The 24,229-nt window shown below is 63.0% G+C and carries 22 protein-coding genes and 1 tRNA gene; 8 read left to right on the top strand and 15 right to left on the bottom strand.

Annotated elements, in window-relative coordinates; translation table 11 throughout:
* Window positions 1–50: 50 nt before the first annotated feature.
* The 5 genes from NKH80_RS08840 to NKH80_RS08820 form a co-directional block, all read right to left on the bottom strand.
* Entirely contained in the window at window positions 51–2,162 is a 2,112-nt protein-coding gene (locus NKH80_RS08840) for a 5'-nucleotidase C-terminal domain-containing protein (protein ID WP_352990987.1), read from the bottom strand.
* Window positions 2,163–2,453: 291 nt separating this feature from the next.
* Complete coding sequence (omp10, locus tag NKH80_RS08835) at window positions 2,454–2,828, bottom strand: outer membrane lipoprotein Omp10 (RefSeq protein WP_352991107.1); 375 nt, start codon at window positions 2,826–2,828, stop codon at window positions 2,454–2,456.
* A gap of 187 nt (window positions 2,829–3,015) precedes the next feature.
* The gene (locus tag NKH80_RS08830) at window positions 3,016–4,461 is read right to left on the bottom strand and encodes a homospermidine synthase (protein ID WP_352990984.1); all 1,446 of its coding nucleotides are present in this window, start codon (window positions 4,459–4,461) and stop codon (window positions 3,016–3,018) included.
* Window positions 4,462–4,583: 122 nt separating this feature from the next.
* Complete coding sequence (locus NKH80_RS08825; RefSeq protein ID WP_352990981.1) at window positions 4,584–5,822, bottom strand: hypothetical protein; 1,239 nt, start codon at window positions 5,820–5,822, stop codon at window positions 4,584–4,586.
* 158 nt (window positions 5,823–5,980) lie between these two features.
* Window positions 5,981–7,030, bottom strand: coding sequence for a LacI family DNA-binding transcriptional regulator (locus NKH80_RS08820; protein ID WP_352990978.1), 1,050 nt, complete (start codon window positions 7,028–7,030; stop codon window positions 5,981–5,983).
* A gap of 189 nt (window positions 7,031–7,219) precedes the next feature.
* Between NKH80_RS08820 and NKH80_RS08815 the strand changes: the two genes are divergently transcribed.
* Entirely contained in the window at window positions 7,220–7,549 is a 330-nt protein-coding gene (locus NKH80_RS08815) for a MoaF-related domain-containing protein (protein WP_352688041.1), read from the top strand.
* 14 nt (window positions 7,550–7,563) lie between these two features.
* A complete protein-coding gene (locus NKH80_RS08810) occupies window positions 7,564–8,007 on the top strand; it encodes a hypothetical protein (protein ID WP_352688043.1) in 444 nt (147 codons plus the stop codon).
* Between the two features lie 122 nt (window positions 8,008–8,129).
* Here the strand turns inward: NKH80_RS08810 and NKH80_RS08805 are convergent, their stop codons facing one another.
* The 6 genes from NKH80_RS08805 to NKH80_RS08780 form a co-directional block, all read right to left on the bottom strand.
* Window positions 8,130–9,068: a heme-dependent oxidative N-demethylase family protein gene (locus NKH80_RS08805; protein ID WP_352990976.1), complete on the bottom strand. Its 939-nt coding sequence runs from the start codon at window positions 9,066–9,068 to the stop codon at window positions 8,130–8,132.
* Window positions 9,065–9,352, bottom strand: coding sequence for a YciI family protein (locus NKH80_RS08800; protein WP_352990973.1), 288 nt, complete (start codon window positions 9,350–9,352; stop codon window positions 9,065–9,067). The genes NKH80_RS08805 and NKH80_RS08800 overlap by 4 nt, the downstream gene beginning before the upstream one ends.
* Window positions 9,353–9,369: 17 nt before the next feature.
* Entirely contained in the window at window positions 9,370–10,032 is a 663-nt protein-coding gene (locus tag NKH80_RS08795; RefSeq protein WP_352990971.1) for an aminotransferase class IV family protein, read from the bottom strand.
* Window positions 9,981–11,132 (bottom strand): aminodeoxychorismate synthase component I, encoded by a 1,152-nt coding sequence (locus NKH80_RS08790; protein WP_352990969.1) that lies wholly within the window; start codon window positions 11,130–11,132, stop codon window positions 9,981–9,983. The genes NKH80_RS08795 and NKH80_RS08790 overlap by 52 nt, the downstream gene beginning before the upstream one ends.
* A gap of 155 nt (window positions 11,133–11,287) precedes the next feature.
* Complete coding sequence (locus NKH80_RS08785) at window positions 11,288–12,094, bottom strand: helix-hairpin-helix domain-containing protein (RefSeq protein ID WP_352742849.1); 807 nt, start codon at window positions 12,092–12,094, stop codon at window positions 11,288–11,290.
* 391 nt (window positions 12,095–12,485) lie between these two features.
* Window positions 12,486–14,321: a M3 family oligoendopeptidase gene (locus tag NKH80_RS08780; RefSeq protein WP_352742847.1), complete on the bottom strand. Its 1,836-nt coding sequence runs from the start codon at window positions 14,319–14,321 to the stop codon at window positions 12,486–12,488.
* Window positions 14,322–14,473: 152 nt separating this feature from the next.
* Between NKH80_RS08780 and NKH80_RS08775 the strand changes: the two genes are divergently transcribed.
* The 3 genes from NKH80_RS08775 (at window position 14,474) to NKH80_RS08765 (ending at window position 18,413) form a co-directional block, all read left to right on the top strand.
* Window positions 14,474–16,051, top strand: a complete 1,578-nt coding sequence (locus tag NKH80_RS08775) for a sigma-54-dependent transcriptional regulator (protein WP_352832445.1) — start codon at window positions 14,474–14,476, stop codon at window positions 16,049–16,051.
* Window positions 16,052–16,411: 360 nt separating this feature from the next.
* The gene (gene mepK / locus NKH80_RS08770) at window positions 16,412–18,256 is read left to right on the top strand and encodes a peptidoglycan L,D-endopeptidase MepK (RefSeq protein ID WP_352990966.1); all 1,845 of its coding nucleotides are present in this window, start codon (window positions 16,412–16,414) and stop codon (window positions 18,254–18,256) included.
* 83 nt (window positions 18,257–18,339) lie between these two features.
* A tRNA-Gln gene (locus tag NKH80_RS08765) sits at window positions 18,340–18,413 on the top strand.
* A 41-nt stretch (window positions 18,414–18,454) separates the two neighbouring features.
* Here the strand turns inward: NKH80_RS08765 and NKH80_RS08760 are convergent.
* On the bottom strand, window positions 18,455–19,093 hold the full coding sequence (locus NKH80_RS08760; RefSeq protein WP_352990963.1) for a 2-dehydro-3-deoxy-phosphogluconate aldolase: 639 nt from the start codon (window positions 19,091–19,093) through the stop codon (window positions 18,455–18,457).
* A gap of 171 nt (window positions 19,094–19,264) precedes the next feature.
* On the opposite strand from NKH80_RS08760, the gene trhO reads away from it, so the two are divergent.
* Window positions 19,265–20,185 (top strand): oxygen-dependent tRNA uridine(34) hydroxylase TrhO, encoded by a 921-nt coding sequence (trhO, locus tag NKH80_RS08755; RefSeq protein WP_502900930.1) that lies wholly within the window; start codon window positions 19,265–19,267, stop codon window positions 20,183–20,185.
* A gap of 16 nt (window positions 20,186–20,201) precedes the next feature.
* On the opposite strand, the gene NKH80_RS08750 is transcribed toward trhO, so the two are convergent.
* Window positions 20,202–20,567, bottom strand: a complete 366-nt coding sequence (locus NKH80_RS08750) for a Cif family virulence factor (protein WP_352990957.1) — start codon at window positions 20,565–20,567, stop codon at window positions 20,202–20,204.
* A 276-nt stretch (window positions 20,568–20,843) separates the two neighbouring features.
* Between NKH80_RS08750 and NKH80_RS08745 the strand changes: the two genes are divergently transcribed.
* Both NKH80_RS08745 and NKH80_RS08740 read left to right on the top strand, forming a co-directional pair.
* A complete protein-coding gene (locus tag NKH80_RS08745; protein WP_352469546.1) occupies window positions 20,844–21,590 on the top strand; it encodes a tellurite resistance TerB family protein in 747 nt (248 codons plus the stop codon).
* Window positions 21,591–21,812: 222 nt separating this feature from the next.
* Window positions 21,813–22,568, top strand: coding sequence for an SDR family oxidoreductase (locus tag NKH80_RS08740; protein WP_352688061.1), 756 nt, complete (start codon window positions 21,813–21,815; stop codon window positions 22,566–22,568).
* 22 nt (window positions 22,569–22,590) lie between these two features.
* On the opposite strand, the gene NKH80_RS08735 is transcribed toward NKH80_RS08740, so the two are convergent.
* A complete protein-coding gene (locus tag NKH80_RS08735) occupies window positions 22,591–22,971 on the bottom strand; it encodes a YciI family protein (RefSeq protein WP_352702808.1) in 381 nt (126 codons plus the stop codon).
* Window positions 22,972–22,993: 22 nt separating this feature from the next.
* Window positions 22,994–24,178, bottom strand: a complete 1,185-nt coding sequence (locus NKH80_RS08730; protein WP_352990953.1) for a pyridoxal phosphate-dependent aminotransferase — start codon at window positions 24,176–24,178, stop codon at window positions 22,994–22,996.
* Window positions 24,179–24,229 lie beyond the last annotated feature (51 nt).

The raw sequence follows: 24,229 nt of genomic DNA, 5'->3' as shown, positions 1-24,229 counted from the left end.
CAACACCCGCCCGGTCTGCCGGGCGGGTGCTTTGCGGTCCTGCGGCCGGATTACTTCGACGCCGCCGGGATCGTCAAAGTTGCGCCGACCGGCAGCCGGCGTGGCTCGTAGGCTTTGTTGGCATCGGAGATCATTTTCCATTTGGTGCCGTCGCCATAGGCCTTCACCGCGAGATCCCAATAGGTATCGCCGGCGACGATTACATGGCTGCTTTCGGCCGGTGCCGGCTCAGCCGGCTCGGCAGGTTTTGCCGGCTCGGTTGGCGCCGGTTCACTTGGGGCCGGCTGACTCGGAGCAGGCGCTGTCTCGGCGGGCTTGGCCGGAGCAGGGGTCGCCGGAGCCGGTGTGACGGGAGCCGCAGGTGCCGCCGGCTGGGCCGGCTCGGCGGGTGCCGCCGGCGCGGTTTCCGCCGGGACGGCCGGCGGCGTCTTGGAAATGTCGCCTGAGCCGGCCGGCATTTCGGGCATTGCCGGTTCAGCAGGCTTTACCGGCGCAGCCTCAGCAGGTTTTGGCGGTTCGGCAGGCTTGGCCGGTTCCGCGGCCGGAGCCACGGTCGCGGCGATCTCGGTGATGCGGCCGTCGAGCTTGGGCGTATAGGGCCGGTGCGCGCCGAGGTAATCGGCGACGACTTGTTCCAGCCCCGGGCCGTAATCATAAGCGTTCTTGGCCTTCTCGGCGAACACCTTGTAGCCGTCGCCGCCCTGGCGGACATAGTTGTTGGTGGCGACCAGGTAATCCTTGTCCGGCTTGATCGGCGTCCAGACGCCGCCTTCCATGACCTCGACCGATTTGACGCGTCCGTTAGGCGGCGCCGATCTGTCGAACGCATATTTCAGGCCGGCAACCTGCGGGAAGCGCCCGGCGCCGTCCTCGACCTGGCTGAGGCCGCTTTCGAGGCCGGCAACCAGATCCTTGCCGGAGATCTGGAAGGTCGCCAGCGTGTTCTGAAACGGCAGAACGGTGAGAATCTCACCCATGGTGACGGTGCCCTGGTCGATCGAGGCGCGCAAGCCGCCGCCATTCGAGATGACGATCTCGACACCCTGGCCCTTGACCCGGTCGAGGACGGCGTCGGAGACCAGATTGCCCATCTCGCATTCGCGGGCGCGGCAGTTTTCCCGGCTGCCGTCGATCGCCTTGGTGGTCTCGGCGACTTCCTTGTTCTTCAGAGCCTCGATCGGCGCGCCGAGTTCCTTGATGCGGGCAAGCACGGCGGGGTCGGGCGTGATCGATTTGTCGAGATGGATGGGATCGCCGCTGGCCTCTTTTACGACGCCGTTGTCGTCGAACACGACCTTGAGCTCGCCGAGATATTTCGAATAGGACGCCGCCTGTACGACCGGCACTTTGTAGCCGTCCGGATTGTCGACCATCGTCGGATAAGGGCCTTCCGCCTTGGGGTCGGTGTTGGAGAGCAGCGAATGGCTGTGGCCGCCGACCACCACGTCGACGCCCGGGATCTTGGCGATCACGTCGCGCTCGCGCTTGTAGCCGATATGGGTGACCGCGATGATTTTGTTGACGCCCTCTCCCTTCAGTTTCTCGACCTCGGCGGTGATCGACTTGACGTCGTCTTCGATGGCGATGTTCGGGCCAGGCGAGGCAAGCTCCGGCGTGTCGTTAGTGACCGCGCCGACGATGCCGATCTTCTGGCCGCCGACCTCGACCACGATCGATGGCTTGACGCGGTCGCCGAGCTTGGATTGCGCATTGGCCTTCACGTTGGCGCCGAGCACCGGAAACTGGATCATGTCGAGAAACGGCGCCAGCGCCGACTCGCCATCGTCGAACTCATGATTGCCGAGAGCCTCGGCATCGAACTTCATCTGGTTGAGGAATTCGCCTTCTGTCTTGCCCTTGTACGTCGTGTAGAAGAGCGAGCCCTGGAAATTGTCGCCAGCGCTGAGCAGCAGCACGTTCTGGCCTTCCAGCTTCTTGCGCTCCTGCGCGATCGCTGTGACGAGGCGGGCGGCGCCGCCGACGCATTCACCCTTGGTCTCTTCCTCGGCCGAGCAGGTCGATTCGTACTTGTTGTTGCTCTCGATGCGGCTGTGCCAGTCGTTGATGTGCAGGATGTTCAGCGTGTAGTCGGCAAAGGATACCCCTGCCGACAGGCCAAGTGCCGATGCCGACAGCGCGGCGATGGCAGCGATCTTCTTCATTCTCGTCTCCCGGATGACTCGAGTACAGCGCCGCGCGTCATTTGGGACGCGCAAAGGACGCTGTACCATTTTTATTTTGCGCATGATCCTTTCCGAAAATCGACTCCGATTTTCGGGGTCATGCGCAGACGCGTTTAACGCTCTTGTTTGACTTGGATGTAACAGCCCTCTCGGGCCATGTTCACATCGCGTTTCAGTCGATGCAAGCGGAAATCGGCATCAGCTTTGCCGGCGCAAGAAAACGGCGGCTTGAAGCCGCCGCCTTGTGCAAAGTCAATTCGGAATCGAACTTCAGGTGCGCCTGGTCAGCACAAAATTCTGTCCGCTCGCGCTGGTGCAATTGAGCTGGCTGGTGGAGACCATCAAGCAGTTGAAGCTGATCGGCGTCTGGCGGATCAGCGACGTGCCATGGATCTCGACCGAGGTGCCGCCGGTCATGGTGTAGCTGCCATCGGCAAGCTTCTGACCGGTGTCGGTGGCGAGGGTCGCGAAGCTGCCGCCCTTGAAGGTGGATAAGCCGGTGCCCTGCGCGTCGATCCAGGAGCCTTCGACCCCTTTGGCGGTGATCATCGGTGGCTCGCCCGGGCCGGTGGTGGTGCAGGCCGCCAACGTGACGGCAGCGGCCGCGGCAATGCCAGCCGAAAGCAGTCTTTGCGCAATCGTCATCATCAAGATCCTCTCCTCTCGCATCGGCTCGAAAATCGATCCGATTTTCGGAAAGCACGATGCGCACATTCAAAGTGCTAGAGCGTACTTTGTGCGTCCAAATGGACGCACGTCGCTCTAGGCCGCCCCTCTTCAATCGCCCGATTTCCGGGCGATTGCAAGCTGGCGGAGTGTCGAGGCAACGCTGCTATCGAACGAGGATGTTGCGGAATTGCCACGGGTCTTTGGTGTCGAGGTCCTCGGGAAACAGACCAGGCCGATTGTCGAGCGGTGTCCAGTCCGTATAATAGCTCCTGACCGGCCCGAGATAGGGGTTCTGCACGTCGAGGCAGCGCTTGTAATCCATTTCGTCGGCTTCGACGATGCCGGCCTCCGGATTTTCCAGCGCCCAGACCATGCCCGCCAGCACCGCCGACGTGACCTGCATGCCGGTGGCGTTCTGATAGGGCGCCAGCTTGCGCGCCTCGGCCAGCGAGAGCTGCGAGCCGTACCAGTAGGCGTTCTTGGCGTGGCCGTAGAGCAGCACGCCGAGTTCGTCGATGCCATCGACCAATTCGTTTTCGTCGAGCACGTGATGCACGGGCTGAGCCTTGCCGGCGGCACCGAACATCTCGTGCAGCGACAGCACGGCGTCGTTGCAGGGATGATAGGCGTAATGGCAGGTCGGCCGGTACTGCACCTTGCCCTTCTTGCCATGCAAGGTGAAGAAATCGGCAATCGAAATCGCCTCATTATGCGTCACCAGGAAGCCGTATTGCGGACCGGCCGTCGGGCACCATGTGCGCACGCGCGTGTTGGCGCCGGGCTGCTCCAGAAAGATAGCGGCCTTCGAGCCGTTCTTGTGCTTTTTGGCGTTCTTCGGCATCCACGCCTCGTGCGTGCCCCAACCGAGCTCGCCCGGCTGCAGGCCTTCCGAAATGAAGCCTTCGACCGACCAGGTGTTCCAGAACACGTTCATCGGCTTGGGTTTCTTGGTGCGCTGGGTGTCGCGCTCGGCGATATGGATGCCCTTGACGCCGGCCTTCTTCATCAGCTTGGCCCAGCCTTCGCGATCGTGCTGCGCGGGTTCCGCGAAGTCGAGGCCAAGATCTGTGGCGAGGTTGACCAGTGCCTGCTTGACGAACCACGAGACCATGCCGGGATTGGCGCCGCAGCATGAGATCGCCGTGGTCCCGCCCGGGTTCTTCGCGATTTCGGTACGCACCGTTTCGCGCAGCGCATAATTGGTGCGTGAGGCGTTGTCGGCCTTTTCGTCGAAATAAAAGCCGAGCCAGGGCTCGACCACCGTGTCGATGTAGAGGACGCCAAGCTTGCGGCAGAGCTTCATCAACTCGAGCGAGGAAGTGTCGACCGACAGGTTGACACAGAAGCCCTGGCCGCCGCCATTGGTCAAAAGCGGCGTCAGCAGCTTCTTGTAGTTCTTCTTGGTCACTGCATCCTGCATGAAAGTGATGCCGCGCTCGTCGAGCAATTTGCGGTCGCCGTCGCGCGGGTCGATGACGGTCATGCGCGACTTGTCGAATTTGAAATGGCGCTCGATCAGCGGCAGCGTTCCCCGTCCGATCGAGCCGAAGCCGATCATCACGACAGGGCCGGTGATCTCACCGTAAACGGGCCAGTTTTCATTCGCCATTTATCGATTACTCCCTCAAAAAACGCTTCGGAACAGCGGCTTGGCCGCGGCGCGACAAACCATAGATCATTGTCACAATAAAGCGAAAAGCGGACGGCCGGCCTCACGCCGCGCCATCCCGGCTACGGCTCGACCTGTCTTGCGAATTCAGGCTTGAAGAGGGCATGTGCCTCGGAGACCGGCAGTTCCAGCAGATCGTCGGCGCAGGCCTGGATGGCATGCGGTAGGGTCTGGAGCCCGAACACCAGAACCTGCTTGTCGCCCTCACGCCAGAGGCTGACCGCCAAATATTCGCCGATGAGATCGTCCATACCGCATTCGGCTTCGTGATCAATATCGGTCTGATCGGTCGGTTTCTTGCGCCGCTGCTTGACCAAGGAGACGAGGGAAGGACCGGGCTTGCCATCCACCGTATCCGAGAAAATGTCCTGAAGGCCAAGCAGGACGCCGCGCCGCACATCCATGATGTAGGCGTCCGAATAGTTGGTCGGATGCGCTCCGCCGCAGAAGATGCTGCCGGACTCCCGCCAGCTCATCAGCAGCGGCGTCAGCGAGCTCACTTCGAATGTGCTGTCCGCATAGCCTCCGAGCGTGCCGTCGTTCACGCCGTCAATCGGCCCGCCTTCGTTGAAACCGGCATATTGCGCCGCCACGCAGCCCAGTGCGCCGATGTTTGCGCGCCAGTGCCTGTCTTGCAGCAGAGCATTCGCGGCCTCGATCGGAAGGTTGCCGGACAGTTCGACAATGCGCGGCGTGGCGAATTTAGTGCGGGGGTCGACGACATAGCGGTAGGTCGCGTCCGGCCAGCCAGTCGTCTTGCCGTTATCAAGCTGAGTGTTCAGCCGCAGATAGTCATACGGGGACGTCTCCATGGTGATCGGCGTGTCATTGGCGAAGAACTTCATGAAGCTGAAATCGTAGAGATCGAGCGGGCTGCCGGGCTCGTTCCCGGTCACCTGCCGACTTGCGACCCGCTCCAATCTGAGCGGCAGCGCCCTCTTTCCGTTCCAACTGCCTTCAAGGGTCTTGCCGTTACTGGATGAGGCCAGGCGCCACACGGCGGCAATCGGCGCGGCCTTTCCGTCATCGCAATTGTCGGCGCCGCATGCCTCCTCCTCGGCCAGTTCGAACCTGCTGCCCTTTTGGGACCGGGCCTGCAGCGGGATGTCGACGCCCTTCGAGCGGTAGAAATAGCGGCCGGCCAGCGGGCTGCCGGGCGCCGCGGGGTTGTCGGTGAATTCGACGACGATATCGCTCTTTCCAAGCTTGCCGGCATAAGTCACCGGCTCTGCCTCGGCTGCTGTCGACAGTACCAGGATCGCGGCCACGAACGTGACCGGCCTGCCAAGATGCTGGATCATTGTTCCCCAAGCCACAAGTTACAGTTGTCTACCGCCGGCAGTCACGGTCGGCTGTCAGGCACTTATAGTCAAGTTGTGCCTCGTTCAGTGCCAGACGCTGCTCAGCGAAAAGACGCTGCGAGCGCCGCCCCTTGGTGCGGATGGCACGTCCGCCCGTTTCAGCGGATTTTTGCCCTCGGCGCGGCTGTGGAGGCTCGAACCACCAGTTCTACCGGCAGAACGACCTGGCGGGGGGCTTCATTGTCAAGAACCATTCGGGCGGCAAGCCTGCCTTTTCCGATCACGTCTTGCGCGACAGTAGTCATCGGAGGCGTGGTGCGTGCGGATTCAGCGGTGCCGTCAAAGCCGACGACCGATACGTGGCCCGGCACGTCTATGCCGCGGCGAACCGCCTCGTCCAATATCGTGATCGCCTGCCAGTCCGACATGGTCAGGATCGCGGTTGCTTCAGGCACCCTGTCGAACACCACTGCTCCGGCAGACGGCTCGCCTGGGATCGTCTCGATGATCGGGACATTATCGATTGACAAATTCGCCTCCGCCAAACCCTGTTTGAAACCGTCGAGCCTTTCATCGTCGAGCGGGAAGCCGGCCAGAAGCGGGCGCGTTGCGTGTCCGGGCATGTGGACAATCGGCGGGCCGGGAGTCCGGCGCACCGAAAGGATGGCAAAATGCCGGTGCCCCAGCCCGGTCAAATGCCGGACTGCAGCAACCGCGCCGCTCCGGCCGTCGATCTTTATCGAGTTGATATCGGGACCTGCGTCGCTTTCGAGAATGACGAAGGGCAGACGGCGTCTCTGGACCGAAACTATGAGACCAATGTCGGCGCTGTGACCAAGGATAAAGCCGTCAACCAGGGCATCGCGGATGCTGGCGAAGCGCGTGTTGTCGGTGCCGTTTACAAGGCTGAGCGTCGTTCCAGCCTCGTCGCAGGCGAGCGAAACGCCGAGCACCAGCTCGCGGCCGTATGGGCTTCTCATCACTTCGGAGATGGCATAGGCGCCAGGCGGCATGAACCCGATGGCATTGAACTTGCCGTCCCGCAGCAATCGTCCTTTCGGATCGGGGCCGCCAAACCCGAGCGCTCGCGCGGCCGCTTCGACGCGCTCGCGCAATTCAGGCCTGACCAGCTCCGGCCGGTTGAAGACGTTGGAGACAGTCCCCCGGGAAACTCCGGCAGCCTTGCCGACATCGGCTAGGGTGGGCATTGGCGATTCACTCGTTTTCCCTGAGGTAGATCATTTTTTGGAGCGCTCCAAGAATTTTATTGACTCCAAACCGAAATAGGTGGATCGTGTCTCTTGGAGCGCTCCAAGAGCACATATTCGAAGTGTTTGCGACTAAGACATTGAGAATCGTCAAATGGCGTGGCCGCAGCGGCCATGCCCAAGGAGAGGATGATGGCAGAAACCAATGTTTTTCCAGCCTCGCTCGTCGGCAAGACTTTCGACTGCGTTTTCGGCCCCTTCGTGCCGCGGCTGACGTTTCTCTCGGCGCAGGAATTGCACATCCAGGCGTCGATCGGGACCACCGAAATCGACGAGGTGGTCAATGTCGGCCTGACCAGCGTACGCCAGAATCTCGTGCTCGCGAGCTGGACGGAGAAAAGCGGCAACTTCATTGTGCAGTTGCAGGACCACGAGGAGGGGATCGTTCATAATTATGCGCGGCTGGCCGATGGGCAGCTCTTCTGTGCCCAGGGCGCCATTCAAGTCGTTCCTGCATAAGGGAGGAAAATGCGATGGAACTCGCTTACGACAGTCATCTGCTTGCTCGAATTCTGCTGAGTGTCGCGACCGTGGGCTACGGTGTGGTGATGATCAAAGCCGACTTGAACGCCACCCACGCCACCAACCCGCTCTGGACTCCCCACGCCCGGTTTCACGTCGTCTGGCAGGTGTTGAGCTATACCGGAGTGGCGCTGATTGCGCTCGGACTCATCTGGATCAAGGGGCAACTCGAAGCCGAGCGGCTCTATCTCGCGGGCGGATTGGCCGCGGCCATGTATGGAGCATTCTTCGCGGCCATGCTCTCGCGGCCGATCTACGGCGGCGTGCTGTATGACGAGAACGGCTATCTGCCGTTCCGGCCGCCGTTTGGACCGGCGGGCTGGCGGTGGGATGTCAACGTCACAGTCTTTACCGCGATGTCCGCGATCCTGCTGCTGGGCGTGGCTGCGATTTAGGGAATCCCAGGAAAAGTGTGAAACGGTTTTCCGTCCGGAATTGCGCAAGAACAAGCAAGGACAAAGAGATAGAGCGGTTCGGCGCTTCCGTGAAACGACGAACTGCTCTAGCAACTGTAGTACTAGGACAGCGCCAGCGCCCCGAGCCGCTCGACCAACCGGTCACGGTCGGCGGTCATCCCCTTGTAGTCGAGCTGTGCCTCGTCCAGCGCCAGAAGTTGTTCGGCAAAGGACGCTGCGAGCGCCGCGCGGTCGCGGTGGCGCTCCAGCAGGGCGAGCGGGTCGAGATGAATGCGGATGGTGAAGAGTATGTCGCCGGAGACCGGGAGCTTTCTCAGCGTCTGACGCTCGACGCGGATGAAAGCATGAGCGTCGATGTCGCCGTCCGGGAATCTCGACGGGCGATTGCTGGCGCGGTCGATGCGTTCGATGTTGGAGAGCGGATGGTAGAGTGCGTCGCCCGCCTGGATCGACCAGTTGTAGCGCTCGACGGCTTGGCCCTGGAGCCCATCGAACATGCGGTTGATGAGATCGGCCGGGCGTGTGCCTGGACCGAAACCCGGTACCGGCGCGTGGATCTGCTGCAGCGGCTTGCCGAATTTTTCGATCAGCGACCATGACGACGGGAAGCAGAGCGAGCCGGCCGCCAGACGCCAGCCGCTCTCGTCACGGCGCATCAGGATCAAATCCTCCTGGACGAGCAACGAGGCCGCGACAAGCGGCGCATCGCTGAAAGAAGCTGAGGTGCCTGAACCCTCGAGATTGTCGATGCCGTCGATCACCTCGATCGCATTGTCGGTACGCCTGTGGGTCACAGGAAAGTTCGCCGCCAGATGCACACCGAGCAGATCGAGCACTTCGCGCTGGGCGTCGCGCGTTGCTTGCTCCTCAACAAAAACCTTGTCGGGAATTTCCGTGTAAAGCCGGCGTTTCTCGGCAAGATAGGGCAGCAGATATTCGTCGACCTCGATCCAGCTATCGAGATTGAGCGGCTTCAGCCCGATGGTGAACAGTTTCGACGAGCCGTCATAGGGTGTGTGGGTCGGTGGGCGGAAACTCATGCTTCTTTGTAGACTTCCAGTGCGGCGGCGGCCATTCTCGCCGTGAATTCGGTGATTTCGTAGTCGGCGGCACCTGCCTTGGCGAAGGGATCGTCCGCCAGTCTGGCATCGAGCACTTCGCGTGGACCGCGCGCGATGATGATGCCGCCGGTCCTTGGCCGCTTTGGCCCGGAGGCGACAAAGATACCTTGCGCATAGCAGGCCTTCAGCCACTCGACATGCGCTTGCTGCAGGCGGTCGATCTCGGTCAGCGGCACCTTGTAGTTCAGCGAAACCACGGACATCGTTGTCTCCCGATGCTTCAGCCCAGCCGCGCCGGGATCAATCCGCGCAGCGAGTTGCCGACGAACAGCGCCTTGGCCGATTTCAGTTCGTTCCACGTGTAGACCGCTTCACCGGCGCGGCCTTGATCCAGCAGTTCGCCGCGCAGGACGCCAGGCAGCAGGCCGCAATCGAGCCGCGGCGTGGCAAGCACGCCGTCGCCGAAATCGGCAAAGACGTTGGTGATCGTGCCCTCGCAGATTTCGCCGCGCTCATTGGCGAGCAGCACCTCGTCGGCCCGGCCGGCCAGATATTCGGCGCGGGCGCGCGTATAAGTTTGTCGGCGGCTGGTCTTGTGACGCAGCAGCGTGTCGCTCGAATCAAGCCGCACCCGTGCCAGCTGCAGGGTCCAGACCTTGCCTGCGGCGAGCGGCTCGTAGGGCTGCACCGAAACCGCTGCTTCGCCATTGCGCGACAGGACGAGGCGGGTGCGCAACGCGATGTGCTGGCGGCCGACCGCATTCATCAGCGCTCCGCCGACCCGTTGCGGATCGCAGGCGAAGCCGAGTTCGTTTGCCGAGCCGTAGAGCCGCGCGAGATGGCGGTCTAAACGGAGGAAACCCGAGCCGGGTTCCCAGCGCATTGTTTCGATCAGTTCGAAATCGGCAGTGTTCCCGTCGCGAAACGGGCTTTCAGCAGACACTCCTGGTACTCCTCTTCGGCTGTCGAATCGAAGACGACGCCACCGCCGACATTGTAGACCGCCTCGCCATTGGCAAAGAGCGAGATGGTGCGGATCGCCACCGAAAAGCGCATCCGGCCGCCGGGCGCGATCCAGCCTATGGCGCCGCAGTAGATATCGCGCGGACCACCTTCCAGCTCGCGCAGGATCTCCATGGCGCGGATCTTCGGTGCGCCGGTAATCGAGCCGCAGGGGAACAGCGCGGCGAAAATCTGGCGGATGGTGAGGCCGGGCAAGAGTTTCGCCCGCACGCGGCTCACCATCTGGTGGACGGTCGGGTAGCTCTCGATGCGGAAAAGCTCCGGCACGTCGAGCGTGCCAACCTCGCTGATCAGTGAGATGTCGTTGCGCAGGAGATCGACAATCATCCGGTTCTCGGCCTGGTTCTTCTCGTCGTTGCGCAAGAATGCTTTCAGGCGATCGTCCTCGGCTTTTGTTGCGCCACGCGGCGCGGTGCCCTTCATCGGATGCGTCTCGATCATGCCTTCCGCGTCCACCTCGAAGAACAGTTCGGGTGAACGCGACAAGACGATCGGATCGCCGAGGGCGACCAGCGCCCCATACTTCACCGGCTGGCGTTCGGTTAGCGCGTTGAAGGCGACCAGTGGATCGCCCGACCATTGTGCGTGGACCGGAAAGGTCAGATTGCCCTGGTAGCAGTCGCCCTTGCGGATATGGTCATGCAGCCTGGCAAAGCGTTTGGCGTAGTCGTCCGAAGACCAGGCTGCCTTGGCGTCGAAGATTGGGCCGTTGCTAGCGGGCAGATCGCCTGGCGCGATCGTCTCTTCGACTGGCGCGTCGAACACGCCGACGCAGAAAAGCGGGGCGCGGCGGCCGGCCGGCAGCAGCGGAACGAGCTTGGGTTCGAGCAGGTAACCGGCCTCGTAGGAGAAATAGCCGGCCAGCCATTTGCCGCCGTCATGTGCTGCCTGCGCTGCTTCCAGGGCCGGCAAAAAGTCCGCCTCGCCATGCGCTGCGATTATCTCGGCCGGCCGGTCGAAAACGAGCTGACGCGCGGTCTCGTCGTTCCGGAAAATTGCAAAGGGCAGGGGCAGGGACATAAGGCTCGGATGCTGCGGTCACCAGCGATCGATCTATATGGGGGCTCGACCGTGCGCAATCGAGGGAACGGCGTCTCAAGACGCAAAGGCGCGGCGGCAAAAACAAAAGCGGCGCCAGAGGGCGCCGCCTTGTTCCAGATGCAGCCTGCGATGGATCAGGTGTTGCTTGCTTCTCCCGCGGTCGGGAAGCGGCGCGCAAATTCCTTTTCGTCGCCGGCGGCAAGCAGTTTCGCCTGCTCGATCCAGCGTTCACGTTCGATACGGCCGTCGAAATTCAACGTCGCCTCGATCCGCTTGACATCGTCGGGTGTCCAGGCGGCGATCTGGGCATAGGTCGTGACCCCAAGCCCTTTGAGCAGCCGCTCGTTGGTCGGGCCGATGCCGATCAGGCGACGCAGATCGTTGGCGTTGCCTGCTGCCGCGGCTGTTGCCTTGCCGGTCGCGGCTTTCTTTGCCGCTGGCGCGGTCTTGCTTGCCGGCGCAGCCTTGCTTGCCACTGGCACAGTCTTGGGCGCGGTGGTCGCTTTCGATGCGGCCGGTTTCGGCGTTGCCGGTTTAGCGGCAGTTGCGCGCGGCGCAGCCGCGGCTTTGGCCGTTGCAGATTTCTTCGGCGCCGGTTTGGCCGGTGCGGATGTCGACATCAGCGTTGACGGCGCCTGCATCGCGGCTTTGGTCGCGCCGGTCTTGGCGGCTGGCGCCTTGGCTGTTGCCGCCTTCGCGGTTGGCGCCTGGGTGGTTTTCGCCTCGCCCAGCCGGCGTTCGAGATCGGCGCGGGCGCGGCCGCATGCATCCAACTCACCGGTCAGACGGTCGCTATCGGCGCGCAATCTGTCGCGTTCGCTGCGCGTGCGGTCTAGATCGCCGCGCAAACTGTCGAGTTCGCCACGCAGGCGTCCCCAAATGAACCAGCCAACCAACACACCTACCAGGAACGCCAGGAGCATGTAGAAAAAAGTGCCCATTGTCTTTCTCTCTCTCCAGTCCGATCCGTCCGCCCTGGCCTGTAGAGCCATGACCTCGGCGAAGGACCATTCGATGGTGGTTCCGCAATTTGCAGAACAGCCGGCTTCGATCGAGCTGTCGGCGACCGGTTTGCCCCTAGCCAACAACCGTTGTCGCATCCGCCGACACGCCATGGCCGGTCGGGATTTTCCGACGGATCCATTCGTGCCCGGCTGAGCTTGAGGGCGGACGCTATCATACAGCTTACGGGAATCTAACGGAAAACTTCCATGGAAAGTTATTTAAGAACAAATAACCAAGACAAGAATAGAACCATCGCCAATATGCATTGCTGCTAAACTGTTCTGGAAAGCCGGTCATCCGGTGTTGCGCATCACCCAGTCTTGCGCATCAATTGTCCAGTGCTTCCAGCTCGTCGATCAGTCCGCTGATCACGCCAAGCCCGATCTGCCAGAAGGCAGGGTCGGCCGCGTCGAGGCCGAACGGCGCTAGAAGCTCGGAATGATGCTTGGTGCCGCCGGCGCGCAGCATGGCAAAATATTTCTCCTGAAAGCCGCGCTCGGCGTTCTGGTAGACCGCGTAGAGCGAGTTCACCAGGCAATCGCCGAATGCGTAGGCATAGACGTAGAAAGGCGAGTGGATGAAGTGCGGGATATAGGTCCAGAAAATCTCGTACCCTTCGCGCAGCTTGATCGCCGGCCCGAGGCTTTCCGCCTGCACTTCCAACCAGAACTGGCCGAGCTTGTCGGAGGTCAGTTCGCCGCTCCTGCGCTCGGCATGCACTTTGCGCTCGAACTCGTAGAAGGCGATCTGGCGCACGACCGTGTTGATCATGTCCTCGACCTTCTGGGCGAGCATGGCCTTGCGTTCGCGCTTGTCGGTGGTCTGCTCGAGCAGCGAGCGGAAGGTCAGCATCTCGCCGAACACCGATGCGGTTTCGGCCAGCGTCAGCGGCGTCGACGCCATCAAGGCGCCTTGGCCGCCGGCCAGCACCTGGTGCACGCCGTGGCCGAGCTCGTGCGCCAGCGTCATCACGTCGCGCGGCTTGCCCATGTAGTTGAGCAGCACATAGGGATGCGCCGAAGGCACGGTCGGATGCGCGAAGGCGCCAGGCGACTTGCCGGGTCTCACCGGTGCATCGATCCAGTTGCGGTCGAAGAAAGTTCTGGCGATCTCCGCCATGTCGGGCGAAAAGCGCTGGTAGGCGGAAAGCACGGTGTTCTTGGCCTCGTCCCAGCCGATGACCGCCTGTGGGGTCTCGGGCAATGGCGCATTGCGGTCCCAGTGGTTCATCACCTCCATGCCGAGCCAGCGCGCCTTCATCGCGTAATAGCGATGCGACAGGCGCGGATAGGCGTCGCGAACCGCCGCGGCGAGTGCATCCACCACGCTGCGTTCGACGCGGTTGGCGAGGTGGCGGGAATCGGCAATGTCCTCGAAGCCGCGCCAGCGGTCAGAAATCTCCTTGTCCTTGGCCAGCGTGTTGGTGACCAGCGTAAAGACGCGCAAATTCTTGCGGAAGGTCGTGGCCAACGCCTCGGACGCCCGGCGGCGCACCTCGCTGTCTGCGTCCTGCAGGCGATTGAGCGCCGGCTCCAGCGTCAGCTCCTCGCCGTCGACGTCGAAGCGCAAATCGGTCATCGTCTCGTCGAACAGGCGGTTCCAGGCCCCGCGCCCGGTGATCGATTTTTCATGGAAGAGCTGCTCGATGCGGTCTTCGAGCTGATAGGGCTTGTCCTTGCGCAGATCGAGCACCCAGGGCCGGTAATGGGCGAAGGCCGGATCGGCGGCGAGTGCGTTTTCGATCGCGCCATCGTCGATGAGGTTCAGCTCGAGCGCGAAAAACAGCAGGTGCGCGCTGGCATCGGTCATCTTTTCCTGGATGTCGCCATAGAGCTTGGCGCGCTGCGGATCCGACGTGTTGCCGGCATAGACAAGCCCGGCATAGGAGACGATGCGGCCGATCAGCTCCTCCAGCGCTTCATAGGCCTGAAGCGCCTCGCCCAGCCTGCCGGCGCTGCCACGCCCGGCCTCGGCGGCGAGCGTGCCTTTCCAACGGCTCTCGAAGGCGATGGCATCGGCGGCGGCCTTGGCGATGTCGCGCTTCAACTCGGGCGCTTCCATGCCCGAATAGAGATCGGCCAGATTCCATTCCGGCAGGTCGCCAAGCTGCGCCACGCCCTGACCGGGCGCCGCCGCCAGCTTTCGAGCAAAAACCATGCGCATTGCCGATCCTTCCAGACACAAAAATTCGAGGAAACGAGAAGCCGGTCAAATCCTAAGGAATTCATTCACCGGGTTTTTTGAAAGCTTATTTAGAACCCTGTGCCAAGATGATCCATAGGGCGCATTCTCGGGCGGGCACGGTCGGATCAGTCATGGCAGCTTCCATACTCATAGTCGATGACGATCCCGTGCAGCGCAGGCTTCTCGAGGCGGCGGTGACGAAATTCGGCCACACCGCGATCGTCGCCGATGGCGGCGAGGCGGGTCTCGAGTTTGTCGACGGACCCAATGCGCGCGACGTGTCGGTGGTCATCCTCGACCTTATGATGCCCGGGCTCGACGGCATCGGCGTGCTGAAGGCGATGCGCGAGCGTGGCATCCACATTCCCGTCATCGTGCAGACCGCGCAGGGCGGCATCGAAACCGTCGTTTCGGCAATGCGTCACGGCGCCTTCGACTTCGTCGTCAAGCCGGCCTCCCCCGACAGGCTGCAGGCGTCGATCGGCAACGCCCTCAAGGTCGAAGCGCTCGAAGGCGAAGTGAAGCGCTCGTCACGACAGCGTGGCGGCCATCTGACATTCAAGGACATGATCACCCACAGTCCGGCGATGGATCGGGTGATCCGGCTCGGCCGCAAGGCGGCGGCGTCCAACATTCCGATCCTGATCGAAGGTGAATCCGGCGTCGGCAAGGAACTGGTGGCGCGCGCCGTCCAGGGCAGCGGCGACCGCCGCTCGAAACCCTTCGTCACCGTCAATTGCGGCGCCATCCCCGACAATCTGGTCGAATCGATCCTGTTCGGGCACGAGAAGGGCTCGTTCACCGGCGCCACCGAAAAACATACCGGCAAGTTCGTCGAAGCGCACACCGGCACGCTGTTCCTTGACGAAATCGGCGACCTGCCGCTCGACGTGCAGGTCAAGCTGTTGCGCGCCGTGCAGGACGGCGAGGTCGATCCGGTCGGCGGGCGTTCGACCATCCGGGTCGACATCAGGCTGATCTCGGCAACCCATCGCAACCTGCTGCAGCAGGTCAAGGACGGCAAGTTCCGCGAGGATCTGTTCTATCGGTTGAACGTCTACCCGATCGTCGTGCCGCCATTGCGCGACCGTCGCGACGACATCCCCTATCTGGTCGAGCACTTCATGGAGAAGGTGGCGCCCGCCGATCCGCGCCACCGCCTGCGGGGCATCTCGGCTGCGGCGCTTGCCATGCTGCAGGCCTATGACTGGCCGGGCAACATAAGGCAGCTCGAAAATGCCGTCTTCCGGGCTTCGGTGCTTGCCGACGGCGACATGCTGACCGAAGAAGAATTCCCGCAGATCCGGGCGCAAGTCGAGGGCACGGTCAATCTCGATTCGGGTATCGCCTTGCCAGCTCCAGGGTGGCCAGCTTCAGGGGGGCCAACTCCAGGGTGGCCAGTTTCCGGAGTGGCTTCGGGCAGCCAGCCGCGCGACAACATATCGGCCGCTGGCGGCATCGCAGCCGCCGACGCCGATGCACCAGCCAAGCCTCGTTTCGGCACGCTGCGGGCGCTCGACGAGCGCGGCAATGTGCGTGCGCTGGCCGACGTCGAACTCGAAATGATCAAGCTCGCCATCGATCACTATAACGGCCAGATGAGCGAAGTCGCCCGCCGCCTCGGCATCGGCCGGTCGACGCTCTACCGCAAGCTCAAGGAATACGGCATCGACCCGGAAACCGGCCGCGTTGAACGGCTTGCTTCCTGAGTCACAGGGCCAAGCCGGTTCTCATCCGGACATCCATTCGAAGCAAGCACGCCTCGAAACGAGGTATTCGCCGCTGTGTTCACGTATTAAGGCGGACGGTAACAGATCGTGTTTCGAGCTGGCGCCAAAACATGATCTAAACCAGCGGTTTACCAAGATATCCTGCGCAATATTTTTGGCGGGATATCGCCACCGTGTTACCGCATTTCGGCTTCAATAAGCGATGATTAACCATTAGGATCGATATTCGGATGCACACACCACGCATCCGTTTGGTCAAATCCGGGGACAAAACGGCAGCCTGCAAGGCCTTTTGATTTGAACAGAATCGAACGACACGAAAACGGGCGGCATTATCACATGAGCGTCTGGCCGAGATGGCTGGCAGCGGTGATTGTTGCTGTCGGGTTCCTTGCAGCAGCGGCAACCGGCGCCCGCGCCGAGACACGTTCGCTGAAGCTCTATCATCTCCACACGCATGAAAAGGCGGAGATCGTCTACAAGCGCAACGGCCGCTACGATCAGGCGGGGTTGCGAAAGATCAACATCATCCTGCGCGACTGGCGTCGCAACGAGCCGACCAAGATGGATCCGCGTCTGCTGGACCTAGTCTGGGAAGCGTACCGGGAGAGCGGCGCCACCGATTACATCCAGGTCGTCTGCGGCTATCGTTCGCCGGCCACGAATTCGATGCTGCGCAGCCGCAGCAGGGGCGTCGCCGAGAAGAGCCAGCACATGCTCGGCAGGGCTATGGATTTCTACATTCCCGGTGTCCCATTGAAGAAGCTGCGAGATATCGGCCTCAGGATGCAGGGCGGCGGCGTCGGCTACTATCCCAGCTCCGGCTCGCCCTTCGTGCATATGGATGTCGGCAATGTGCGCCACTGGCCCGGCATCAGCCGCCAGGAACTGGCGCGCGTGTTCCCCAACGGCAAGACGCTGCATGTGCCGAGCGACGGCAAGCCGCTGCCTGGTTATCAACAGGCGCTCGCCTCCTACAAAGCCCGCAAGGGCGCCGGCGCGCCGGCCATTGAACTGGCCAGCGCAAGCGGCGGCAAAAAATCCCACGGGTTCCTGGCAGCCTTGTTCGGCGGTGGCGACGACGAGGCGGACGACAGCGCCGATGTGGCGATGGCCGAGCCGGCACCAAAGCCCCGTAACGTGAAGCCGGCGCCGTCCGCCAAGAGCAGCAACCTGCCTGGTATTGCCATCGTGGCGCCTCAGGATGCCAAGCGCGCCGAGATTCCGGACGTCGCCGATGCTCCGGCGCCTGAACCGGAGAACGACACGCCGGAGACGATCATCGCGGCATTGCCGGCGCGCAGCATTCCGCTGCCGGATTTTGCTCCGCGTCCGAAGACCGACGTCGGCGCTCAGCCGCCGGAAAACGTTCCGTTCGGCGTGGCGGATGCGGCTGGATCGACTGAACAGGCGGTGGCGACCGCGCAAGCGCCGGCAAGCGTGGCGCCGGCAAGTGTTCCGTTCGGCATAGCAGACCCGTCTGCCGCTGCCGGCCCGGTGCAGGTCGCGGCAAACAACATTCCCGTGCCGAGCTGGCGGCCCGATCATTCGCTGCCGGCCGATCTGTCGCCGGCGGGTCTTGCGCCGCAGGACAAGCAAGTGTTGCTGGCGCTGGCGAGTGCGGCAGAGCGGAGCAACACCGCCACCGACGCATTCTCGGTATTGCCGTCGGCGCGGCCCGACACTTCCCAGCCCGACGAGGTCAAGGCCGTTCTGGAAAGGGTCAGCGCGACCGACGAATACAAGGTCGCGTCGCTTTCCGAGCAAGCATCGGTGTTCGAGGAACCGGCTAGCGACGACCGGGCCTCGAACGACGGGGCATCGCCGCGCGAGGCCATCGTTGCCCGCCCGGCCGGCTCCGATCCGGCTGCCGTCATCGGTGCAGGCGTGAAGACCACACGCAAGGAACCCAGGGCAACCGCCCGCGACCTGAAACCCGGCCCCAAGCCGGTGGTGGTCGCCGCCGCGCCGCAGGCCGCCCGTTGGGCGCTGCACAGCGGTGAGTATGTAGCAACCGTCTCAGATGCGACAACGGCGCCGCGCTACGCCTACGACTTCGTCCGTACGGCGCCGAGCGAGGTCTATACGGTAGGCTTCCAGCCGGGCAACGAGATGGCCGACGCCAACCGGTTCACCGGCAAAGCCGTCAAGTTCATGTCGGTGGCACGCTTCAAGACCGAGTAGGCCCCGCTCGGCACCTCGCGCGGCTGCCTCCACGCCGACACTGGCTTCCTTCATCCCGGGATGCTAACCAGCGGTCAGCATTCTCCCGCTTCGTCTAATGGTAGGACAGCGCCCTTTGAAGGCGTGAATCGTGGTTCGAGTCCATGAGCGGGAACCAGCCGGCGAACGAGATCGGCGGCGACTTTGATGCAGAAGATGCTAGCGCCCGAGCTTGCTTGCCGCGCGTGCCAAGGCTTCGATCTCGTCCCATTTGCCGGCCTTGACCAGATCGTCCGGCGCCACCCAGGAACCGCCGACGCAGATGACGTTGGGCAGGCTGAGATAATCGGCGGCGTTCTTGCCGGTGATACCGCCGGTCGGGCAGAATTTCACGTCGGCAAGCGGCGAGGCGAAAGCCTTGAGCGAGGCAATGCCGCCCGACTGTTCGGCCGGGAAGAATTTCAGAAAGCGCAGGCCGGCTTCGCGCGCGGCCATGACCTCTCCCGGCGTGATGGCGCCGGGCAGCAACGGTACATCGCTGTCGTTGGCTGCCGCGAGAAGCTCGCGGGTGATGCCGGGGCTGACGATGAACTTCGAACCGGCGGCCGCCGCCGCGCCGAACTGCCGGGCGTCCAGGATGGTGCCGGCGCCGACGACGGCGTCTTCGACCTCGCCCGCCACCCGGCGGATCGCCTCCAGTGCGTCAGCGGTGCGCAGCGTAATCTCGATCGCCGGCAGGCCGCCGCGGGCCAGCGCCCGGGCCAGCGGCACCGCGTCGGCAAGATTGGCGATCTTCAGCACCGGTATGACCGGCTGGCCGTTGAGGAGCGACAGGAGCTTTTCGGTCGTGCTGGGCATTCGTCTTCATCTCCTCTGTTGATCAAGTCGACCGGTTAGCAGAAGGCGATTTTTCTGTCCACGAAACGCGGCGTGTCGCGATGTCACGCGTGATGTTCGAAACGCACCCGCGGTCAGACCGCTCCCGGCTCTGCCTTGATCCGGCTGCCATGAGCGTTTAGTGGCTTGGCGATGACACTGCCCAGCCAAGCCTTCCGCGTTGCCGCGCTTTACCGCTTCGCCCGGCTCGACACCTTCGAGGCGCTGCGCGCGCCGCTTGCTGCCGTCTGCTGCGCGCGCCGCATCAAAGGCACGCTGCTGTTGGCGCGTGAGGGCATCAACGGCACGATCGCCGGCAGCGAAGCGGCAATCGCCGCGCTCATCGATCATCTCGAATCCATCGACGGTCTCGCCGGCCTCGAGATCAAATTCAGCAGCGCCGCAACGATGCCGTTCCACCGCATGAAGGTGCGGTTGAAGCGCGAGATCGTCACCATGGGCGTGGACAATATCGATCCGGCGGCAGGTGCAGGCACCTATGTCGCGCCGGCCGACTGGAATGCACTGATCTCGGATACGGGTACCATCGTCATCGACACGCGCAACGCCTACGAGGTGTCGCTCGGCACCTTCAAGGGCGCCGTCGATCCCGCCACCAACAGCTTCCGCGAATTCCCGGCCTGGGTCGAGCAGCATCGGCACGAGCTCGACGGGCGCAAGGTCGCCATGTTCTGCACCGGCGGCATACGCTGCGAGAAGGCGACGGCCTATGTGAAGTCGCTCGGTTTGGAGCATGTGTTCCACCTCAAGGGCGGCATTCTGAAATATCTCGAGGACGTGCCCGCCGAGCAGAGCCTCTGGCAAGGCGAATGCTTCGTCTTCGACGAGCGCGTTTCGGTATCGCACGGGCTAGTCGAAGGCGAGGCCGAACTCTGCCGCGCCTGTCGGCATCCGCTAGCCGCAGAAGACCGGCTGTCGCCGAGATATGCTACCGGCGTTTCATGCCCGCATTGCTTGGATGCCCGCTCGGACGAAGATCGCGCCCGTTACGCCGAGCGCCAGCGCCAGGTCGAGTTGGCGCAAGCACGCGGCGACCGCCACATCGGAAGTTAGCTCACGTGAAGCAACTTCACGTCAAGCAACAGCGAATCGATCGATGACCCACAGCCATGTCCCGTCGTTCTGCCGGCGCGCGACCTCGGTGGTGATCGTGCCGTCGGGAAGCCGGGTCGAGGTGAGCGCCAGGTCGCCATTGATGACAGCCGGGACGCTGATCTCCGGATTGAAATTTTCGGCCGGTTGCGGTGATCTCCGCGAACAGCGCCCGGATGGCTTCGCGGCCGAACGTCAGCTGTCCGCCACCGCTGTCGATGACTGCATGCGGCTCAAAAAGCGCGGCCATGCCGTCAATATCCCCGATCCATTGCCGTGAAATCAGCAGGCGCTCCAGTTCCTGGGGGTCGCGTGCCGGTTCGCGGTCAGTCTCATCGGTCATGCCAGGCTCCTCTCAAGCGGCATGCCGCGACATTAGTCGAAGTCGAGGGCGGTTTCGACACGTCCAATGTCCAAAGCGCCACGTGTTTTTGGGCGCGGAAGGAGGCTGCAGCTCTTTGATTTCTGCGTGTAATCCCAGCAGATGTCGGTGCGAGGTCATGCGTGGCAGCGGGCAAAAGGATGCACCCCGTCATTGTAATGTCAAACTGCGGGACCTAGGTCTTCGACGTCCAAACCTGCCCGCGCACCTTCGGCCGGGCCAATTCTGGAGGCATAGATGTTCGATCCCAAGAAGCTCCTCGACGATCTGCTCGGCTCGCAAATTCCTGGCACCGGATCGACCGTTCGCGACAAGGCTGGGCAGGCGGTGCAGATGGCCAAGGACAATCCGCTTGCCGCCGGTGCGCTGGCCGCGGTGCTGCTCGGAACCGGCCCAGGCCGTCAGGTCACCGGTGCGGCGGTGAAGCTTGGTGGGTTGGCTGCGATCGGCGGCCTCGCCTACAAGGCCTACCAGAACTACAAGAACGGCAACGCGCCGGCCGAGACGCAAGCTGCAGGCGAACCGGAATTGCTGCCGCCGCCGGCCGATACCGCCTTCCATCCGTCGCAAGCGCCGCAGGGCGAAGACGAATTCACGCTGACGCTGGTCAGGGCGATGATCTCGGCGGCGAAGGCCGACGGCCACGTCGATGACGAAGAGCGGCAGAAGATCGCCGGCAAGCTCAGCCTCGCCGGCGTCGGCGCCGAAGCGGAGAAATTCCTGATGTCGGAACTGGAGGCGCCGCTCGATCTGGATGTGCTGATCGCAGGGGCCAAGACCGATGCGCAAAAGCTGGAACTCTACACCGCCTCGCGTCTTGCCATCGATCCGGACACGCGGGCCGAACGCGGCTATCTCGACCTGCTTGCCGGCCGTCTCGGCCTGCCGGATGCACTGGTCGACCATGTCGAGGCGACGGTGACGGCGGCGAAGGTGCCGGCAGCGGGCAGCACAGCCAAGCCGGTCGCAGGCTCGCGCTGGTAGCTCGAAAGAGGAAGCCTGGGAACTCGGCGCCGTTGGCGTTAGCTTCTCGTTAACCGCGGAAGCGCATGATTTCAGGCAGTCGGATCGGCTTTCCTCCTCCCATGCCCGGTTCGGATCAGGGGCGGTCGCCAACGGCCGCCCTTTTTGTGAGCACAGGCTTTGGGCCGGCTTGCCATGGTTCTCGCCATTTGCGATGCCTCATCCCTTTCAGGGAGTACAGCCATGACCGACTATAAAACCGCCATCGTCACCGGCGCCGGCACGGGCATCGGCAAGAGCGTCGCCACAGCGCTGCTCAAGGCCGGCTGGAATACGGTCTTCTGCGGTCGCCGCAAGCCGGTGCTGGAGGATGCGATCGCCGCGGCCGGGCCGACGCGGGCCAAGGCATTGGCCTTCGCCTGCGACATCAGCAAGGCCGATCAGGTCGACGATCTGTTCGAGACGGTGGCAGCGGCTTTCGGGCGCGTCGACCTGCTCTTCAACAATGCCGGCACGAGCTACAAATCGACATTGATCGACGACATCCCGGTCGAAGTGTGGAACGACATCGTCGGGGTCAATCTCACCGGCTCGTTCCTGTGTGCTCGCGCCGCGTTCGGCGCCATGCGCAGGCAGCAGCCGATGGGCGGCCGCATCATCAACAACGGCTCGGTATCGGCCTATGCGCCACGGCCGGGCTCGGTGCCCTATACGGCGACCAAGCACGCCATCACCGGGCTGACCAAGACGCTGGCGCTGGACGGCAGGCCCTTCGACATTGCTTGCGGTCAGATCGACATCGGCAACGCGCTGACCGACATGGCGCAAGCGATGACGGTCGGCGTGCCGCAAGCCAACGGCACCATTGCCGCCGAAGCGGTGATGGATGTCGAGCGCGTCGCCGATGCGGTCCTCCATATGGCCAGCCTGCCGCTCGACGCCAACGTGCTGTTCATGACCGTGATGGCGACGAAGATGCCATTTGTCGGGCGAGGCTAAGTTAGTCTCAACCGGTCCTAAATCAGGGCCGGGTGACCGGAAGCGGCACGCCGGGTAAATATAGCGAAATCGGGCGGATTTCGTAGACGGCGGTCGGATTGACGCGGCGAAGGTCGCGCGCAATGTCGATAGCGGCGTCACGGTTGGCACAGTCGACAACATAGAGTCCCAGCAATTGTTCCTTGGTCTCGGCGAAGGGGCCGTCGATAACCATTCCGGGGCCTGGCCCGCGCAAGGTGCAGGCGTCTTGTGTCGCGCCGAGCCGGGCCGCAGGCCCAAGGGTGCCTTGACGGTAGAGCCGATCGTTGATCTGGAGAAGATCGGTCATCAGCGCCGCATCCTGCTCAGCCGTCAGCGCCGTGATCGCTTCTTCCTCGTGATAGGCAAGAATGGCATAGAACATCTGGCGTCTCCTTTCGTCGTCCTCACTTCGCCAGGAACGCCTCGATCCGCTCCAGCGCGCGCAGGATGTTCTCTTCGGAATTCGCGTAGGACAGCCTGACATAGCCTTCGCCGAGAATGCCGAAGTCGGGGCCGCCGATCAGCGCCACGCCGGCATCATCGAGCAGCGCCGAGGCGAGCTTCTTGGCCTTCCAGCCGGTCTTGGAAACATTGGGGAAGGCATAGAAGGCGCCTTTCGGCGTGATGCATGAAACGCCCGGCAAGGCATTCAACCCCTCAACCACGACCTTCCTGCGGCGGTCGAAGGCGCGCATCATCTTGTCGACGTCGTCCTGCGGGCCGTCGATGGCGGCTATGCCGGCATACTGGCTCGGCGCGTTGACGCAGGACCAGCAATTGACCGCCAACTTGCGCACCTTGTCATAGAGATGCGCGCCCTTGTCGCCGTTCGGCCAGATCGACCAGCCCATGCGCCAGCCGGTCATCGCCCAGGTCTTCGACCAGCCGTTGAGGACGATCAGCCGATTACGGATTTCGGGGAAGGTGAGCAGCGAACAGTGCGTCTCGCCGTCATAGGTCATCACGTCGTAGATCTCGTCGGAGAGGATGGCGACGTCCGGGTGTGCTTCCAGGCCCCTGACCAGCTTCTCGATCTCGGCTCGGGGGGTGACGCCGCCGGTCGGGTTGGCGGGCGAGTTGAGGATCAGCAGCCTGGTCTTCGGGGTGATCAGCGCCAGTGTCTCCGCAGCCGAAAAGGCAAAGCCGTTCTCCTCGCGCATCGGCACCGGGATGGGGGCAGCGCCAGTGAACTCGATCATCGAGCGGTAGATCGGAAAGCCGGGATCGGGATAGAGAATTTCGGCGCCCGGCTCGCCGAACATCAGGATCGCCGCGAACATGGTCGGCTTGCCGCCGGGCAGGATCATCACCGCTTCCGGCGAGACTTCGACGCCGGTGGTGGCCAGTGTGCGGCGTACCACCGCTTCGCGCGTCGCCAGCAGGCCGTTGGCCGGCGTATAGCCGTGATGGCCGTCGCGCAGCGCCTTGATCGCCGCCTCGACGATATGCTGCGGCGTCTTGAAGTCGGGCTGGCCGATGCCGAGATTGACGATGTCGCGGCCTTGATGGGCCAATAATGTCGCCCGCGCGAGCACCGCGAACGCATTTTCCTCGCCGAGGCGGTCGAAGGCCGAAATCGTGTGGAGCATTTTTCCCGTCCGTGTGGTTCTTTCAGCGAGCGTGCGTTTTTGTGAGCGTCC

The organism is Mesorhizobium sp. M0904 (assembly GCF_040319475.1).
In the GTDB taxonomy this organism is placed as follows: Bacteria; Pseudomonadota; Alphaproteobacteria; order Rhizobiales; family Rhizobiaceae; genus Mesorhizobium.
Note: the sequence above shows the minus strand (reverse complement) of the source record. Positions and strands in the feature narration are given on the sequence as shown.

Coding starts and splice junctions, on each gene's coding strand:
- NKH80_RS08840 (WP_352990987.1), bottom strand. CDS start 2,162: ATGAAGAAGATCGCTGCCATCGCCGCGCTGTCGGCATCGGCACTTGGC.
- omp10 (WP_352991107.1), bottom strand. CDS start 2,828: ATGACGATTGCGCAAAGACTGCTTTCGGCTGGCATTGCCGCGGCCGCT.
- NKH80_RS08830 (WP_352990984.1), bottom strand. CDS start 4,461: ATGGCGAATGAAAACTGGCCCGTTTACGGTGAGATCACCGGCCCTGTC.
- NKH80_RS08825 (WP_352990981.1), bottom strand. CDS start 5,822: ATGATCCAGCATCTTGGCAGGCCGGTCACGTTCGTGGCCGCGATCCTG.
- NKH80_RS08820 (WP_352990978.1), bottom strand. CDS start 7,030: ATGCCCACCCTAGCCGATGTCGGCAAGGCTGCCGGAGTTTCCCGGGGG.
- NKH80_RS08815 (WP_352688041.1), top strand. CDS start 7,220: ATGATGGCAGAAACCAATGTTTTTCCAGCCTCGCTCGTCGGCAAGACT.
- NKH80_RS08810 (WP_352688043.1), top strand. CDS start 7,564: ATGGAACTCGCTTACGACAGTCATCTGCTTGCTCGAATTCTGCTGAGT.
- NKH80_RS08805 (WP_352990976.1), bottom strand. CDS start 9,068: ATGAGTTTCCGCCCACCGACCCACACACCCTATGACGGCTCGTCGAAA.
- NKH80_RS08800 (WP_352990973.1), bottom strand. CDS start 9,352: ATGTCCGTGGTTTCGCTGAACTACAAGGTGCCGCTGACCGAGATCGAC.
- NKH80_RS08790 (WP_352990969.1), bottom strand. CDS start 11,132: ATGTCCCTGCCCCTGCCCTTTGCAATTTTCCGGAACGACGAGACCGCG.
- NKH80_RS08785 (WP_352742849.1), bottom strand. CDS start 12,094: ATGGGCACTTTTTTCTACATGCTCCTGGCGTTCCTGGTAGGTGTGTTG.
- NKH80_RS08780 (WP_352742847.1), bottom strand. CDS start 14,321: ATGCGCATGGTTTTTGCTCGAAAGCTGGCGGCGGCGCCCGGTCAGGGC.
- NKH80_RS08775 (WP_352832445.1), top strand. CDS start 14,474: ATGGCAGCTTCCATACTCATAGTCGATGACGATCCCGTGCAGCGCAGG.
- mepK (WP_352990966.1), top strand. CDS start 16,412: ATGAGCGTCTGGCCGAGATGGCTGGCAGCGGTGATTGTTGCTGTCGGG.
- NKH80_RS08760 (WP_352990963.1), bottom strand. CDS start 19,093: ATGCCCAGCACGACCGAAAAGCTCCTGTCGCTCCTCAACGGCCAGCCG.
- trhO (WP_502900930.1), top strand. CDS start 19,265: ATGACACTGCCCAGCCAAGCCTTCCGCGTTGCCGCGCTTTACCGCTTC.
- NKH80_RS08750 (WP_352990957.1), bottom strand. CDS start 20,567: ATGACCGATGAGACTGACCGCGAACCGGCACGCGACCCCCAGGAACTG.
- NKH80_RS08745 (WP_352469546.1), top strand. CDS start 20,844: ATGTTCGATCCCAAGAAGCTCCTCGACGATCTGCTCGGCTCGCAAATT.
- NKH80_RS08740 (WP_352688061.1), top strand. CDS start 21,813: ATGACCGACTATAAAACCGCCATCGTCACCGGCGCCGGCACGGGCATC.
- NKH80_RS08735 (WP_352702808.1), bottom strand. CDS start 22,971: ATGTTCTATGCCATTCTTGCCTATCACGAGGAAGAAGCGATCACGGCG.
- NKH80_RS08730 (WP_352990953.1), bottom strand. CDS start 24,178: ATGCTCCACACGATTTCGGCCTTCGACCGCCTCGGCGAGGAAAATGCG.